This is a genomic window from Acinetobacter lwoffii, assembly GCF_024129855.1.
Classification (GTDB): Bacteria; Pseudomonadota; Gammaproteobacteria; order Pseudomonadales; family Moraxellaceae; genus Acinetobacter; species Acinetobacter lwoffii_L.
This window is the reverse complement of the sequence record NZ_JAMXXC010000006.1, coordinates 34,788-49,183: the sequence shown is the minus strand read 5'-3', so window position 1 is coordinate 49,183 and position 14,396 is coordinate 34,788. Positions and strand designations below refer to the sequence as shown.

The following is a 14,396-nucleotide window of genomic DNA, read 5'->3' as shown; positions in this document are numbered from 1 at the left end:
ATGCAATGGCTTCAGGCACTGCGTCAGCGTCTTCCCCAGCACAAGTATGCAATCGATGCCGCTATGTTGGGCGATCATGCGCAATTGCCCTGGAGCAATTTAGGGTATTGGCAAGCAGGTCAGCAGGATTATGCGGCTGCCTGTTGTATGCTGGCCGATCACCTTGCACAAACTGTAAATTTAAATTCAAAAGATAAACTGCTGGATTTAGGCTGCGGTCAGGGTGCAAGTTTGCTGTACTGGCAACAACACTATCAGGTGCAATATCTGGCGGGGGTTGAGCTGCAGGCTGCCTGTGTGGCTAATATTCAGCAACATTTGCCAGAACTGAATGCCATTTATCAGGCGTCATTTTTGCGTTTAAAAGAATTGCTGTTTTCCCAGCGTTTTGATGTGGTGCTATGCCTAGATGCGGCTTATCACAGCCCTGTGCCTGTATTCTTGGAGCAGGTCCGCAGTGTTTTAAATTCAAATGCGCGGATTGGTTTTCATCATCTGGTTTTATCCGAGCGTTGGGAAAATTTAAATGCATTACAACGGCGTAAATATCAGTTTTTATTGAAATCTGCTGATGTGAATTTAAAAGATTTAATGACAGTGGGGGCACTATATGCCTTTCTGGATCGTTTTGAATTTAAAAATATTCAGATTCAGGATCTGTCCGAGCCGGTATTTTCCGGCTTTGCGGATTACGTGCAAAAAACTTTGAATTCAAAAGCATCAGATGATCAGGCTCAAGGTTCAAAACTGGATCATTTTAAAATTCAGATGACAGCGAAACTATGCCGAAAATTATATCAGGAAGGGATTGTGAGATATGTGCAAGTGACGGCACAATCGAAGCACTAGAAAGTGCAAGAAGACTCAGCTCAAAATACTAAAACCCAGAAACATCAAAACCTCACTAAAAAGCGAGGCTAAGATATGGTGCCGGCACACGGATTCGAACTGTGGACCTACTGATTACAAGTCAGTTGCTCTACCAACTGAGCTATGCCGGCATGGTGGAGTGCATTTTACAGATTTTTTTGGGTCACGCAAGCCAAAAAATAACCGTTTAAACTGTTTCGGCAGGATTTGTTTATTTTGACCGGATGGATGAAAAGTTCTGTTTTTGATTATGTGCAAAGAAATGGCCCATATGTGCAGATATGGGCGAGGGTGAAAGCATAGGATTTGCTATGGATATGAGTTGGTTATAAGGTTTATCTGTTTTTCAGGATGCGATCTAATTCTTGTGCACATTCCTCTAAAGTAAAGGCCATATCAAACTGCATTTGAGGTTTGAGTTCTTGAGCGAGGCTTCTCCACTGTTCGATGAGTCTCAAGGCTTTTTGAATTTTATGTTTATTGATGTCCTTGGCAATGGTTGGGGTATAACCGCCACGTTTTGCATTTTTAATCTGTTTGGCATAGTTTGCGCTGTTATTCATGTTCGCTCTCCGAATAGCAGTGTATCTATTTTTTAACTTCAAATTTGAATGGCCCGGTTCACTTGGTTATTTCTTTCTATCCTGTGGTTTTTATTCTCCTTTTAGTTGATTTATAAGCAACATAACATAGCTTTGATGACAATAAAATTAAGCTATTTCTGTGCCAGTTTTTTGTTTAAACACATAAATAAAAACCTGAAATAAATGGCGTACAGAAACTGCACAATTTATCAGTTTTTTGGCTGATGAAAAATGAAGATTTTTAAAAATAGAATTGAACGTAAGTGTTGTGTTGCAAAAGATTTTTATGAACGAGGATTGATATCAATTCAATGCTCTGATTAAAGTAATGTATAACAATATTTTATAAAATAGGCAGATGATTTTTTTGCTAATCAGATGATGGATAAAATTAAATATAAAAAACCCGAATCATGTGATTCGGGTTTTTAAATTCTGGCGGTGAGAGAGGGATTCGAACCCTCGAAACGCTATAAACGTTTACACACTTTCCAGGCGTGCTCCTTCAGCCACTCGGACACCTCACCATAGGCCGAGGATAATAGCGAAAAAAACCAGCTGTGCCAAGCTGAAACAATTGATTTGCAGAAAAACTTTTAATGCGGTGCTATGATTCGCAAAAATGCTTGTTAAAAAACGAAGACAATATATGCAAAGCACTGCACAAAAGGCAGCTCTCCCAGTGATTACACTGGCTGCGCTTGGGGTCGTTTTCGGAGATATTGGTACCAGTCCGCTCTATGCACTGCGCCAATGCTTCCTCACCGCACACCTCGCCATTAGCGAAGCTTCTGTACTCGGCATCCTGTCCCTGATTTTCTGGTGCATGATGCTTACCATCAGCTTTAAATACGTCATGGTGATCATGCGTGCCGATAACAACGGCGAAGGCGGGATCATGTCACTACTGGCATTAAACCTGCGTACCACACGAATCTCTGATCAAAAGAAAATATTCCTGATCGCTTTGGGTTTTGTCGGCGCATCGCTATTTTTCGGTGACGGGATTATTACCCCAGCAATCTCCGTGCTATCAGCCATTGAAGGCCTGAGTATTGCCACGCCCATTTTCAATCAGTGGTTGGTGCCTTTATCGATAGGGATTCTGGCCGGATTGTTTATGGTACAGCGACACGGCACAGCCACGATGGGCAAATTTTTTGGGCCTTTAACCATGCTCTGGTTTTTGTCCATTGGCGGTTTTGGTTTGTGGAGCATTATCCAGACCCCATTTGTACTCTGGATGGTGAATCCCTACTGGGCCTATCATTTTGTAGTTGATCAGCCCTATGTGGCTTTTCTGACCATGGGGGCGGTGATTCTGACCATGACTGGGGGTGAAGCGATTTATGCCGATATGGGGCATTTTGGCCGTCTGCCGATTCGTCTGGCCTGGTTCATTATTGTCTTGCCATGTTTATTGCTGAATTATGCCGGGCAAGGCGCCTTGTTACTGCGTAGTCCTGAAGCACTGGCGAATCCTTTCTATATGCTGCTGCCCGACTGGGCCTTATTTCCGATGATTGGACTGGCGACTGCAGCGGCGGTGATTGCCTCACAGGCAGTCATTACTGGGGTATTTTCTATGGTCAATCAAGCCATTCAATTGCGTTATTTGCCGCGCCTGTCAGTCAAGCATACCTCTGCATTGGAGCGTGGCCAGATTTATCTGCCTTTCATTAACTGGATGTTGTTTATCTCGGTGCTGATCCTGATTTTACTGTTTGAAAATAGTGCCAATCTGGCCAGTGCTTATGGCGTTGCGGTGACCATGACCATGCTCTGCGGCACCATTTTGATCTCGATTCTGGCCTATGGCTTCTGGCGTTGGCCGGTCTGGAAAGTAGCGTTATTTGCTGTACCATTCCTGGCACTGGATTTAGTCTTTGTGGCCTCAACGTCCTTGAAAATCGCTTCGGGTGGCTGGGTGCCAATTCTGATTGGTGCGGTACTGTTTACGATTCTCATGACCTGGAAAGACGGGCGTGCGTTGGTACTGAACCGGCTGGAACAGGATGCCTTGCCGATTGATCTGTTTATTAAAAGTATTTCGATGGGGGAAGGCACCAAGTTTGTGCCAGGCGATGCCATTTTCCTGACCGGTACACCAAATATTGTACCGCATGCCATGTTGCATAATATTAAGCACAATAAGGTCTTGCATGAACGCAATATCATGTTGACGGTGATTACCCGGGATATTCCTTTTGTTGACAGGCAGGACCGGATTGAACTGGAAAAACTGAGTGAGCATTTTTACCGGGTGTTTATCTATTATGGTTTTAAGGATCAGCCGAATATTCCGGAAGCTTTACAACAGGCCTATGAGCAATGGGATTTTGAATATGACCTGATGCAGATCAGTTTCTTTATTTCACGTGAACGGATTATGCATACTGTGGGTGAGGGCATGGCACCGTGGCGGGAAAAGCTGTTTATTTCTATGCAGCGCAATACCAGTCCGGTCAGTGATTTCTATCAAATTCCACCCAACCGTGTGGTCGAGCTGGGCACCCAGATTCAGATGTAAATAAAATAAAAAGCATAAAAAAAAACCAGAGGCACACTCTGGTTTTTTTATGAGAGAAACAATAAATAAATGAGTTTCAGATTATTGTTCGAGTTCTACCGCAGCCGGCACTTCAGGTGCAGCATTCAAAGGTTCTTCCATCAGTACTGGCTCTGCATCAGATTGAGCTGCAATTTCAGTTTGTTCATTGCTCACATCTGCTTCAGTCACAGCCGCTTGTTGCTGTGCTTCAGGCATCGGTTGTTCTGAAGCAATAGCTGCTTGCTGTTGCTCTTCAGACATTGCTGGTACAGCTGCTTGTTGTTCTTCCAGTGTTGGTTGTTGTTGAGGCGTCGTCATAGACGTGCTGGCTTCTACTTCTGATTCAGTGGCTGGTTCAACCAGATTGGCCGGCACCTCTGCTTCATTCATACCTGGTTCTGTGACAGGTGGTTGAGGAGAAACAGTACCTGAATTTGGTACCTGAGTCATTGCTGGATCATTGGGCATTGGTGCCTGTGTGTTTGGCATGGCTGGTTGCGGTGCTGCTGCACGCGGATCGACCAGACGAATCTGACCAGAGTTCACCAAGCTTTCTAAAGAGGCTTCCTGACCATTCACCTTGGTACTAATTTTAGCTTTAGACAAGCTTTCAAGTGTTTCACCTGGTTGAACCGGTGGCTCAGCAAATGCAGCTACGCTGATCACACTTGTGAATAATCCTAAACCTAATACTTTAGAGAGTTTGGAATTCATGATTGACACCATTGCTAATAATTGTACGAATTGAGATAGGCCGTTAGCTTTACACACTCAATCTACTGAGCCAAACAAAGCTACGCAAACACCGAGAAACCTCATTTAAAAAGAAATAAAATTAGACAGTTTGTTACAACTGCCCGGGATTTTGGATACTTATTGTTTATTTAGTAAACGAATGGTAGAGCCAAGATATACTTCACTTATACAGCTTGTTAAGCTCGGTCAAAATCTGTATTGATCTAAAAAGTACGTGTAAGAATGGCCAAGAAGCAGCGTAAACCCAAGAACTCTTTTTTTCAGTTTTTAAATGATAATAGTATTAAAGTCATTCTGGGCGTGGTGGCTTCGAGCAGCTTCGCCATCGCTTTTGGTCAGGAAAAAATCAGTCAGTGGGTGTCACTATCCTCTTCCAGTGATTCTGCCTGTCTGAACCAGTTTTATCGTGATGTACCGCCATATTTGATGAAAGACAGCCTGAAAAAAGACAGCTATTCGCTGTGTTTTAATGGCTTTAATGTCGGTTATTCCGGGGTATCTAAAACGCCACTTTGGGTTGCAGAAGCCTTAACGCCAGCACGCTTAAGCCAGAAAATTCCCCGTGAAGATAATTTTCATGAAGAAGATCGGGTCAGTGCGAAGCATCGTGCCACATTGGCGGATTATCGTGGTTCAGGTTATGACCGCGGTCATATGGCGCCGAATGCGGATATGCCTAACAAGGCCGCGCAGTCTGACAGTTTTTCATTGGCCAATATGGTGCCGCAAGCGCCCAAGAATAATCAGCAAGTCTGGCGTGAGCTGGAAGAAGCCACTCGTGCCATTGTGACCAAGCAGAAACAGGATGTTTATGTGGTAACCGGGCCGGTCTTTGCCGGGAAGAAGCTGAAAACCATTGGCAATGGCGTGATTGTGCCAACCGCGGTCTATAAGGCGGTTTATATGCCGAAAACCGGTGCTATTGGTGCTTACTATGCACCGAATGACAATTCACTGAAAGTGCGTATTGTCAGTGTCTGCTATCTGGAAGAACAGCTTGGAATTAACCTGTTCCCGCAGCTTACCGAAGAACAGAAACGCAATACCTATAAGCTGCCACTGACTGGAAATGCCGTAAAAGCCAACCAGAAAATTGAATACTCTAATTGGGATGCAGAAAGCCAGTGTGCCGAAGAGGTTTCTGAAGAAAACCTGCAGGCATTACAACGCGAGTTTAAGTCTTCTGGTTCAGGCAGCTCGACCTCCTCAGCGACTGGTGGCGCGATAGACAACGCGACACAAGATGCCATCGTAAAACAGCTGATTGATGCCTTGTTGCAATATATTTTGCAGCTGTTGAAATAAGCTTGCTGAAAAAACCAGGATTCGGGTAGCATCGACATCAGACGTTCATGGAAAAATAACAAAGACAGGTGAAGAGGATATGTTTAAAGCATTTGAAAATGGCAGTGAATCCCATGCCATTCATGATCTGACTTTGGAAAATGATCTAGACTGCGTCAGCCTGTATGGCAACTTGCAAATCACCAAGGATCAGCAGGGACTGAAAGTGGCCAAAGCCTTGCAGGCTTTTCTGAATGATGTGGTACAACAACTAGAAAACACGCCGGACTTGCCAGAAAAAATTCAGCGTGATGATCTGGATGAAATTGAAAATCCATTTTTATAAGCATTTTTAAGCATATTTTTCTGCATTTTCCATGTGAAACATGCAGAAAAACAGAATCTAGAAATCATGGCTTTTATTGAAAAGCCTAATTTTTTTGCTCCCGCAATATCTCCCAACACTAGCCAGAACGTGCCGAGCAATTCGGCAAGATATTTATCCATATTTTAAATTCTTATTTTTATATTTATTATTAAGTCATAGGGGTAATGGATTTAAATTATCAACGCTGCTTGAAGCCCATCTATCAAACCAACATGCTTGTGGTTTAAGCGGCTGGCATATTCTGTTGGCGCCACTGCTGCGGCGTCAGTTGAGTCCATTGCTTAAAGGCACGCTGAAACGCACTCTGTTCAGAATAACCGAGTAACATGGCAGTTTCCTGCAAACTCAAGTGCGGATCTTTCAGATATTGCATCGCCATCATGCAGCGGATTTCCTGCATACATTGCTGATAGGTTTTGCCCTGTTTCTGCAAATGGCGTTGTAACTGACGCACGGAAAAATTCATCTGCTCGGCAATATGCTCGATCTGAAACAGGTTTTTTTGCAGGCCAATCAGAATTGCCTGTTGCAGTTGCTGATCAATGAGAGTGGAGTGCGGAAATTTTTCTAGCAATGCTTTGGCCTGTTGCATCAGCAGTTTCTGCAAGCTCTGGTCGCCCTGTTTCAGCGGTCTGGACAGTTCACTGACATGCATCAATACCTGATTTCTGGCTTGAGAAAAGCGGACTTTACAGCCGAAATACTGCTCATAGAGTGCAATATTTTTAGGCATTGCATGCTGGAAATGCACTTCATATAACTGAACCCCGTGCGGGTTCTGCACATTGGCTTTCACGAATTCCGTCATTAGCGCAATCGCGATTTCATCGGTCAATTGGGTATTCAGATGAAACGGAACTTCAACCCAGCCAATCGACAGATAATCGCCTTGCCATTGCAGCTGAAGTAGGCCGCCATCATAAATCAGACGATGATAATCATGATAGCGCATGAAGGCTTCACCCAAGGTCTCACTTGAGAGTGCCAGATAGCCAATAATACCAAGGTGTTTAGCTTCAACCAGTTGGGCGATTTCCAGGCCTAAAGCTGGTCGTTGCAGCTGTTGATCAAGTGTTGTTAACAGATCACGCCATAGGGCGAAATCAAAGCGTTCCAGATTTTGAATGGCCAATAATTTCTCAGGGACTTCAAGCTGTTTCAACTGATAATAGTCCAAAAGTAAATGTCCTAAACCACCGTATACTGAACCTACGTAGTTTTTTAGAACCAGCATTTTTAATTCTTTTATTTTGTCGTATTTTGTCAATCATATTGAATATTTTGGTCAATATCTAGTCTTTTATTTAGCCTATATTAAAAATAGACCAAGAGGTAAAAGATTATGTGGAAAGGTTTTCTGGCAGGGCTCGTCGTCGCAAATGGATTTGAATGGTTTGCGCATAAATATGTATTGCATGGTGTGCATCGGCCGGGACAGAGCCGTTATAGTCCGGTACCCGAGAGTATGCGCTCACACTGGGAGCATCACCGGATTGTGCGAAAAGCGGAATTTTCCGATTTCGGCTATGTAGAAGGACTGGACAACTGGCGTACCCGCAATGAAATTGCCTCACTGGCAGTCGTCGCGACCGTTTTTGGACTCAGTTTTTATCCCTTTTCCAAAGGCATGACCCTGGCTACCCTGTATAGTGCAGGCAACTATTATTATTTACATCGCCGGGCGCATCTGGAGCCGGAATGGGCTAAAAAGACACTGCCTTGGCATTATGATCACCATATGAATAGCAATCAGGATGCTAATTGGTGCGTGACCAAGCCCTGGTTTGACTATCTGCTCGGTACCCGGGTGATTTCCTCGGCAGATTTGCAGGAACAGAACCCTTTAGGTTTGAGCTTGCCTGCGCCGATCTCGAAAAAACTGAACCGCTGGTCAGAACAATATTTTCCGGTTAAATGGGCGGGAGCTTCTACTAAAATAACGAAAAATACTGCAAAAAATATGGCAATGAAGCAGTTAAATACGTAGGTCGTGGAATAAGACAGGGCTTTGTCGTGATTTGTCAATAAAATACGATTGTATTGTCAATATTGTCCTGCGGATTTCACTTATAGTTGTTCACGTCGGTGAGCAAAGCCTTATACTGATGATGTTTCTGGGGGGGATGAGTTCTTTTGAATACCAAGTGCTGTAGTCTTATCTTGGTTTTATAAGGAGTCGAAAGACTCCTTTTTTTTGTTCCGTATTTGCTGTGTTGTTTTATTTAAGGCATAAAAAAAGAGTGTTTATAAAAACACTCTTTAATTAAATCATCATCTAAAACGGCTTAAAGGCGCATTTCAATGCCTTGGGCTGCCATATAGGCTTTGGCTTCCGGAATGGTGTGCTGGCCAAAATGGAAAATTGAAGCTGCCAGTACCGCATCGGCACCCCCATGAATAATGCCGTCCGCCAAATGCTGTAAATTACCCACACCGCCAGAAGCAATGGTCGGTACCGTGACGCGGTCATTGATGGCGCGCATCAGGGCAATGTCGTAACCGGCTTTGGTGCCATCGGCATCCATCGAAGTAATCAGTAATTCACCTGCGCCGAAGTCAGCCATTTTCACGGCCCATTCAATCGCATCGATCCCGGTTTCTTTGCGGCCGCCGTGGGTGAAAATTTCCCATTTGTGGTCGCCAGTTTTTTTGGCATCAATTGCAACCACGATACACTGAGCGCCAAAGCGTTGAGATGCTTCCTGCACAAACTCAGGATTATAAATCGCAGCTGAGTTGATGCTGACTTTGTCTGCACCGGCATTGAGCAATAAACGGATATCTTCGACTTTACGTACACCGCCACCGACAGTCAGGGGTACAAAAACCGATTCAGCCATGCGCTCTACTGTGCGGTAAGTCGTGTCGCGTCCATGATGTGTAGCGGTAATATCAAGGAAAGTAATTTCATCGGCACCTTGTTCATTATAACGGCGCGCCACTTCGACCGGGTCACCCGCATCACGAATATCAAGGAACTGGACACCCTTGACCACGCGGCCGTTATCCACGTCCAGACAAGGAATAATACGTTTAGCTAGCATAAATTTTTCCAATTATTACAGCCGATTATGAAACTCACCCACGCAAGCGCTACACCTTGGCAGATGGAAACGGTATTCTAGCAAAATTATGTAAGTTTTTTCGCAGGTTTTCTATGTCGGTTTATACCACTTTGACTTTAAAGGAAGTTCAGGATTTTGCAGCGCCTTATGGTTTAAAGGCGATTGATCTGATTCCCATTCAAGGCGGTATTCAAAATACCAACTACTTTTTAGTCTGCGAAGACCAGCAATATGTGCTGACGGTTTTTGAAGATATGGATGAGCAGGCGGCAGGTGAACTGGTTCCTGTTTTAGAACATCTGGGCTGGGCCGGATTGGCCGTTCCTGTGCCTTTGTCGCATTCAGGCAAAGCGATTCACAGCATTAAAGATAAACCGGCACAGATCGCACCGCGCCTGATGGGTGAACATCCGATGCCCTCTACCATCGCGCAGGTTGAAGCGATTGCAGTGGCTCAGGCGAAAATGCATGTGGCACTCAAAGACTTTAAATTAGAACGTAATTTTGTGCGTGATCATGCCTATTGGCTGGCCGTTTCTCAAGAGATTAAACCAAGTTTAAGTCCGGCAGATAAAGTCTTGCTCGGTAAATTATTAGGTTTATATGAGGCGTTGACGGCGGTATATCCGGACCGTCCACGCGGTTTTATTCATTCCGATCTGTTCCGTGACAATACCTTGTTTGAAGGCGATCAGCTGAATGGCATTCTGGATTTTTATGAGCTGAATAAAGATGAGTGGTTGTTTGATATCGCCATTACGTTAAATGACTTCTGTACCGAATATCCTGACGTAATCTTAAACGAAGAAAAAGCGATTGCCTTTTTAAATGCCTATGAAACGATTCGTTCTTTAACCAGTGATGAACGCGCCTGTCTGGAATTGTATCTGGCCATGGCGGCAGGACGGTTCTGGATGATGCGCCTGCAGGTGGCTCAGCGTAATGCAGCATTAGGCCGGACGGGCGAAGATATTTTGCAAAAAAATCCGGATGAAATGCGTAATATGCTGATTGAACGCTTAAAATTCGTCACCGCTTAAACAATCAAATCAAAAGGGATAGGGGATATGCGCGATCAGGGACGTTTGGTGGAATGGTTTGATGATCAGGGTTATGGTTTTATCCAGCCTAGTGACCCAGCCAAAGATCGCGTATTTCTGCATATCAAGGACTTTGCCAAGCCTGGCCCACGTCCAATCGTGGGCTGTGCGCTGGATTATCTGGTCATTCTGGATGAACGCGGACGTTATCGCGCACAGCAGGTCATGTACCTGAAAGCCGCACAAGCCAAAAGTCTGCAAGCCAAACTCAAACCGTCCAAGCCACAGCAGGCACAGAAATTACAGCCGATGCAGATTGCCTGTGTGCTCTATATTCTTTTTTTGGTGGCTTTGACCTTGGGCAGTTTACTCAGTGGACTGGTGTTGTTACTGGTCAGCCTGATGAACGCGCTCAGCTACTGGCTCTATGCGCAAGACAAGGAAGCAGCCCAGCTGGGTAATCGTCGTATTCCGGAAAATACTCTGCATCTGGTGGCCTTCTTGGGCGGCTGGCCGGCAGCCTGGCTGGCACAGCAGAAATTACGGCATAAAACACAAAAACAACCTTTCCGGCAGATATATTTTTGTACCATAGCCTTTAACATCATTTTGATTATATGGCTGATTTCCCCATTGAATAGTTTAAATATCTAGGGGAAGTACCAGGAGGGGACGTGAATTATTCCATTGATAAAGACTCAAACCGCACACTGACTTTTGCACTGTACATTTTATATATTGTGGCCATTTTTAGTGCTGGCCTGCTGGCTGTCGTGGCGTTGATCATTAACTATGTGAAACGGCGCGATGTGCGCGGTTCCATCTTTGAAAGCCATTTTACCTGGCAGATCCGCAGTTTCTGGTGGTATCTGTTCTGGAATATCGTCGCCTTTATTCCATTTTTCTTTTTGTTCTTTACCGGCGAAGATCCTGACCTGTTTGCAGGGGTCGCATTTGGTGCATCCGCTTTCTGTTTAGTGGTGGTGGTTTTGGCCTGGATCTGGATTGTGTATCGGGCGATTCGCGGCATCATGCGCTTAAATGACAATAGACCGATGTATAGCAAATAATTTTAGCCGTATTTCCCCAGAGAAAAAATCCCCCTTTTTTAAGGGGGGATTTAGCAGAATTAAGAAAGATCTTGTTTTAATTGTTCTGTTGGATCTTTTCTTAAAAACTTTGGTTTCCATTCACTGGCAATTACGCCAAGTACCACCATCAATCCGCCTAATAAAGCCAGTGACGGTAAACGTTCTCCGGCCAGACGGCCAAACAGGGCTGCCCATACCGGTTCACCTGCATAGATAATCGCTGCTTGCGAAGGATCCACCATGCGCTGAGCCCAGTTCATCACCAGTTGGATCAAGGCACTGGCAATGCCTAAACCGACTAAAATTCCTGCCAGATGCCAGTGAAATCCAGGTAACTGAGATTCACCTAAAACAGGTGCGATCATGAAGCAGAACAGGGATGCAAAAATCAGTTGCAGCACCGTGACCCGGCGGACATTGACCTGCTCGGCGAAATAGCTGATAAAAATAATCTCCAGTGCGATCGCAATCGAACCAAGCAAAGTCAGGGTTTGTCCGAAACTGAGCTGAATCGCAGCAAAGCCATTTCCTGTCAAAAACACCAGACCGATAAAGGCAAACAGCGCTCCGATCCAGGTCATAACATGTGGTTTTTTGCGAAATAGCAGCCAGAGCAGGATCGGAACCAGCGGAACATACAAGGCGGTTAAAAAGGCCGACTCACTGCTGCTGATGGTCTGCAAGCCCACAGTTTGGGTGCCGTAGCCAATGGCGATCATGATGCCAATCACCGCGCCAGCGAACACTTCTTTCAGGTTCATGCCTTTTAGCGACTTCAGTGAAATCAGGGTGACAGCAAGCGCTGCCGCAGCAAAGCGCAGGCCGACAAACATAATCGGACTGCTAAAATTTAGCCCGTATTGCACAGTAATAAAACTGCCGCCCCAGATAATGGTGATCAGGATCAGGGCGAGTTGCGGTGCTTTTACCATCCAGCCGGAGTGATTTTTGGAAATAAGTGTAGACATGCCAGGAGATCAGAAAATTAAAAAAATAAAAAAGAGGTCCGAAGACCTCTTTTGCAGCAGACTTAATTATAGCGCCTGTTGCTCATCTAGCAATAACTGTGCTTCACGCAAGCTTAATGTACCTTCGTAAATCGCACGGCCGGTAATTGCACCTAAAATACCCGGTTGGTCTTTCAGGTTACGCACGTCATCCAGATTGGTCACGCCGCCTGAAGCAATCACAGGCAAACCTGAGTATTGCGCCAGATTCACGGTTTGCTCAATATTCACACCCTGCATCATGCCATCACGCGCGATATCCGTGTAGACAATGCTTGACACGCCAGCATCGGCAAAACGTTTCGCCAGGTCAGTAGCCTTGACATCAGTCACATTGGCCCAGCCATCTGTTGCTACCATGCCATTCATGGCATCAATCCCAACAATAATATGACCAGCAAATTTTCGACATGCTTCTTCAACAAATTCAGGATCCTGAACTGCTTTGGTGCCAATGATCACAAAAGAAACACCGGCTTGCAGATAATGCTCAATGGTTTCCAGAGAACGGATACCACCACCAATCTGGATCGGCAAATCAGGTTGAGATCGGACAATGGCTTCAACCACTGGCTTATGGATTGGTGTACCTGCGAAAGCACCGTTTAAATCTACTAAATGTAAGCGGCGAGCGCCTTCATTTACCCAATGCTGTGCTGTTGCGACCGGATCGTCTGAAAATACGGTATCGTCTTCCATACGACCTTGCTTTAAACGGACACATTTGCCATCTTTCAGGTCAATTGCAGGGATGATCAGCATGCTTTCGCTCCTTGCTTAATCTTTAGAATGAATTTGAGTGTATTCATCTTAGCAAATAAAGTCGAAATTTCTAACTCTTAAACGGTATGAATAAAGAAAATCTGTCCATAGATAGGTAGCAGTGAGGTAATTTATTTTGCTCGTTTTAATGATTTTAATGATCCGTCTCTTGAATGGAGATCAGATTTTCCATAACGGATCGTGTACTGAGCGGGTCGATAATCGAAGCTGTAAGATCTACTAAAGTCACAGCTCTCTCATCGACCACGCTCATTACAGCTTTCATGCGTACATCAAGTTGCCAGTACCAGCAGGCCATGCAAGCGATTAAGCCGTCGATGAAGGGCGGATTCTTAATTTTAATGAAGTATTGGGAATCTGTCTGGATAATAAATCCCGACGCAGTAATTCTTCAAATACCAGCATGGGCGCATAGGCATCTGCGGCTGCATAGTCAATTTGTGCCGGGCTGAGCTTCTTGTTGGCCCAGTTCGAGGTGCTAATCCGTTTGGATTTGGGGAAATTCAGTTGAAACAACAATGCCATGGCATTTTTTAATCCGACCGGATTGTTTAAACCAAAAGCTTTAAAACATTTAGACAGTTCAATCACACTATTCAGTTCAATTCCTTTTTTACGGAACAGGTGCGCATCATTTTTCAGGCCAAAACCGACCTTGATCTGCTCGCGACTGGCAAAGATCGGTTTAAGAAAATCCCAGATCGAATCATTCATTTGAAATAAATAGGCTTTGTCTAAAGTCGCCAGCTGAATCAGATGTGGCCCAGTAGAGACTTCACCGACTTTAAAGGTGGGCTTGGATTCAGAATCGAAACCCAGGACTGCACAGCTTTTTAGTTCCTGTTCAAGAGCATGACATTGTTCCAGGCTATTAATCACCTGAATCTGTTGCATCGGAAGATTTTGAAATACAGGAAAGGCCTGAATTTGTTCCTTGCTTGGTAAAGTGTCCAGCCGCTGTTCCATACGCATTAATC

General features: G+C 44.7%; 16 protein-coding genes and 2 tRNA genes. 8 read left to right on the top strand and 10 right to left on the bottom strand.

Annotated features, from left to right (window positions below):
- Window positions 1-849 (top strand): SAM-dependent methyltransferase, encoded by an 849-nt coding sequence (locus NI465_RS07050; RefSeq protein ID WP_253144795.1) that lies wholly within the window; start codon window positions 1-3, stop codon window positions 847-849.
- Between the two features lie 76 nt (window positions 850-925).
- Here the strand turns inward: NI465_RS07050 and NI465_RS07045 are convergent.
- The 3 genes from NI465_RS07045 to NI465_RS07035 form a co-directional block, all read right to left on the bottom strand.
- Window positions 926-1,001: transfer RNA gene (locus NI465_RS07045), tRNA-Thr, on the bottom strand.
- Between the two features lie 204 nt (window positions 1,002-1,205).
- Window positions 1,206-1,433 carry a hypothetical protein gene (locus NI465_RS07040; protein WP_004647282.1) on the bottom strand — a complete coding sequence of 76 codons (228 nt, stop codon included), beginning with the start codon at window positions 1,431-1,433 and terminating at the stop codon, window positions 1,206-1,208.
- A gap of 457 nt (window positions 1,434-1,890) precedes the next feature.
- A tRNA-Ser gene (locus tag NI465_RS07035) sits at window positions 1,891-1,981 on the bottom strand.
- Window positions 1,982-2,103: 122 nt separating this feature from the next.
- Here NI465_RS07035 and NI465_RS07030 point away from each other — a divergent pair.
- Window positions 2,104-3,984 (top strand): potassium transporter Kup, encoded by a 1,881-nt coding sequence (locus NI465_RS07030; RefSeq protein WP_005105382.1) that lies wholly within the window; start codon window positions 2,104-2,106, stop codon window positions 3,982-3,984.
- A gap of 81 nt (window positions 3,985-4,065) precedes the next feature.
- Here the strand turns inward: NI465_RS07030 and NI465_RS07025 are convergent, their stop codons facing one another.
- The gene (locus tag NI465_RS07025; protein WP_253144793.1) at window positions 4,066-4,719 is read right to left on the bottom strand and encodes a hypothetical protein; all 654 of its coding nucleotides are present in this window, start codon (window positions 4,717-4,719) and stop codon (window positions 4,066-4,068) included.
- 264 nt (window positions 4,720-4,983) lie between these two features.
- Here NI465_RS07025 and NI465_RS07020 point away from each other — a divergent pair, with 264 nt between their 5' ends.
- Window positions 4,984-6,066 carry a DNA/RNA non-specific endonuclease gene (locus NI465_RS07020; protein WP_004278667.1) on the top strand — a complete coding sequence of 361 codons (1,083 nt, stop codon included), beginning with the start codon at window positions 4,984-4,986 and terminating at the stop codon, window positions 6,064-6,066.
- A 79-nt stretch (window positions 6,067-6,145) separates the two neighbouring features.
- On the top strand, window positions 6,146-6,391 hold the full coding sequence (locus NI465_RS07015; RefSeq protein ID WP_004278666.1) for a hypothetical protein: 246 nt from the start codon (window positions 6,146-6,148) through the stop codon (window positions 6,389-6,391).
- 265 nt (window positions 6,392-6,656) lie between these two features.
- Here NI465_RS07015 and NI465_RS07010 read toward each other — a convergent pair whose 3' ends face one another.
- Window positions 6,657-7,667, bottom strand: coding sequence for an AraC family transcriptional regulator (locus tag NI465_RS07010; RefSeq protein WP_180039140.1), 1,011 nt, complete (start codon window positions 7,665-7,667; stop codon window positions 6,657-6,659).
- Window positions 7,668-7,775: 108 nt separating this feature from the next.
- Here NI465_RS07010 and NI465_RS07005 point away from each other — a divergent pair, with 108 nt between their 5' ends.
- Window positions 7,776-8,420, top strand: a complete 645-nt coding sequence (locus NI465_RS07005) for a hypothetical protein (RefSeq protein WP_005250404.1) — start codon at window positions 7,776-7,778, stop codon at window positions 8,418-8,420.
- A 298-nt stretch (window positions 8,421-8,718) separates the two neighbouring features.
- On the opposite strand, the gene hisF is transcribed toward NI465_RS07005, so the two are convergent.
- Window positions 8,719-9,477, bottom strand: coding sequence for an imidazole glycerol phosphate synthase subunit HisF (hisF, locus tag NI465_RS07000; RefSeq protein ID WP_004647284.1), 759 nt, complete (start codon window positions 9,475-9,477; stop codon window positions 8,719-8,721).
- 113 nt (window positions 9,478-9,590) lie between these two features.
- Here hisF and NI465_RS06995 point away from each other — a divergent pair, with 113 nt between their 5' ends.
- The 3 genes from NI465_RS06995 to NI465_RS06985 are packed head-to-tail and all read left to right on the top strand — an operon-like array spanning window position 9,591 to window position 11,608.
- Window positions 9,591-10,538, top strand: coding sequence for a homoserine kinase (locus tag NI465_RS06995; RefSeq protein ID WP_253144790.1), 948 nt, complete (start codon window positions 9,591-9,593; stop codon window positions 10,536-10,538).
- 27 nt (window positions 10,539-10,565) lie between these two features.
- A complete protein-coding gene (locus NI465_RS06990; protein ID WP_005105395.1) occupies window positions 10,566-11,192 on the top strand; it encodes a DUF1294 domain-containing protein in 627 nt (208 codons plus the stop codon).
- 20 nt (window positions 11,193-11,212) lie between these two features.
- Window positions 11,213-11,608 (top strand): DUF4870 family protein, encoded by a 396-nt coding sequence (locus NI465_RS06985; protein WP_005105397.1) that lies wholly within the window; start codon window positions 11,213-11,215, stop codon window positions 11,606-11,608.
- Window positions 11,609-11,667: 59 nt separating this feature from the next.
- Here NI465_RS06985 and NI465_RS06980 read toward each other — a convergent pair whose 3' ends face one another.
- From NI465_RS06980 to NI465_RS06965, 4 genes are all read right to left on the bottom strand, one after another.
- Window positions 11,668-12,597: a DMT family transporter gene (locus NI465_RS06980; protein WP_005105399.1), complete on the bottom strand. Its 930-nt coding sequence runs from the start codon at window positions 12,595-12,597 to the stop codon at window positions 11,668-11,670.
- A 66-nt stretch (window positions 12,598-12,663) separates the two neighbouring features.
- Complete coding sequence (gene hisA, locus NI465_RS06975; RefSeq protein WP_004278658.1) at window positions 12,664-13,398, bottom strand: 1-(5-phosphoribosyl)-5-[(5-phosphoribosylamino)methylideneamino]imidazole-4-carboxamide isomerase; 735 nt, start codon at window positions 13,396-13,398, stop codon at window positions 12,664-12,666.
- Between the two features lie 154 nt (window positions 13,399-13,552).
- Window positions 13,553-13,717, bottom strand: a complete 165-nt coding sequence (locus NI465_RS06970; RefSeq protein WP_253144787.1) for a hypothetical protein — start codon at window positions 13,715-13,717, stop codon at window positions 13,553-13,555.
- 8 nt (window positions 13,718-13,725) lie between these two features.
- Complete coding sequence (locus NI465_RS06965) at window positions 13,726-14,385, bottom strand: 3'-5' exonuclease (RefSeq protein WP_253144785.1); 660 nt, start codon at window positions 14,383-14,385, stop codon at window positions 13,726-13,728.
- Window positions 14,386-14,396: the final 11 nt, after the last annotated feature.

Excerpts from the sequence above, each read along its gene's own strand:
- NI465_RS07050 (WP_253144795.1), top strand. The coding sequence starts at position 1 with ATGCAATGGCTTCAGGCACTGCGTCAGCGTCTTCCCCAGCACAAGTAT.
- NI465_RS07040 (WP_004647282.1), bottom strand. The coding sequence starts at position 1,433 with ATGAATAACAGCGCAAACTATGCCAAACAGATTAAAAATGCAAAACGT.
- NI465_RS07030 (WP_005105382.1), top strand. The coding sequence starts at position 2,104 with ATGCAAAGCACTGCACAAAAGGCAGCTCTCCCAGTGATTACACTGGCT.
- NI465_RS07025 (WP_253144793.1), bottom strand. The coding sequence starts at position 4,719 with ATGAATTCCAAACTCTCTAAAGTATTAGGTTTAGGATTATTCACAAGT.
- NI465_RS07020 (WP_004278667.1), top strand. The coding sequence starts at position 4,984 with ATGGCCAAGAAGCAGCGTAAACCCAAGAACTCTTTTTTTCAGTTTTTA.
- NI465_RS07015 (WP_004278666.1), top strand. The coding sequence starts at position 6,146 with ATGTTTAAAGCATTTGAAAATGGCAGTGAATCCCATGCCATTCATGAT.
- NI465_RS07010 (WP_180039140.1), bottom strand. The coding sequence starts at position 7,667 with ATGCTGGTTCTAAAAAACTACGTAGGTTCAGTATACGGTGGTTTAGGA.
- NI465_RS07005 (WP_005250404.1), top strand. The coding sequence starts at position 7,776 with ATGTGGAAAGGTTTTCTGGCAGGGCTCGTCGTCGCAAATGGATTTGAA.
- hisF (WP_004647284.1), bottom strand. The coding sequence starts at position 9,477 with ATGCTAGCTAAACGTATTATTCCTTGTCTGGACGTGGATAACGGCCGC.
- NI465_RS06995 (WP_253144790.1), top strand. The coding sequence starts at position 9,591 with ATGTCGGTTTATACCACTTTGACTTTAAAGGAAGTTCAGGATTTTGCA.
- NI465_RS06990 (WP_005105395.1), top strand. The coding sequence starts at position 10,566 with ATGCGCGATCAGGGACGTTTGGTGGAATGGTTTGATGATCAGGGTTAT.
- NI465_RS06980 (WP_005105399.1), bottom strand. The coding sequence starts at position 12,597 with ATGTCTACACTTATTTCCAAAAATCACTCCGGCTGGATGGTAAAAGCA.
- hisA (WP_004278658.1), bottom strand. The coding sequence starts at position 13,398 with ATGCTGATCATCCCTGCAATTGACCTGAAAGATGGCAAATGTGTCCGT.
- NI465_RS06970 (WP_253144787.1), bottom strand. The coding sequence starts at position 13,717 with ATGGCCTGCTGGTACTGGCAACTTGATGTACGCATGAAAGCTGTAATG.
- NI465_RS06965 (WP_253144785.1), bottom strand. The coding sequence starts at position 14,385 with ATGGAACAGCGGCTGGACACTTTACCAAGCAAGGAACAAATTCAGGCC.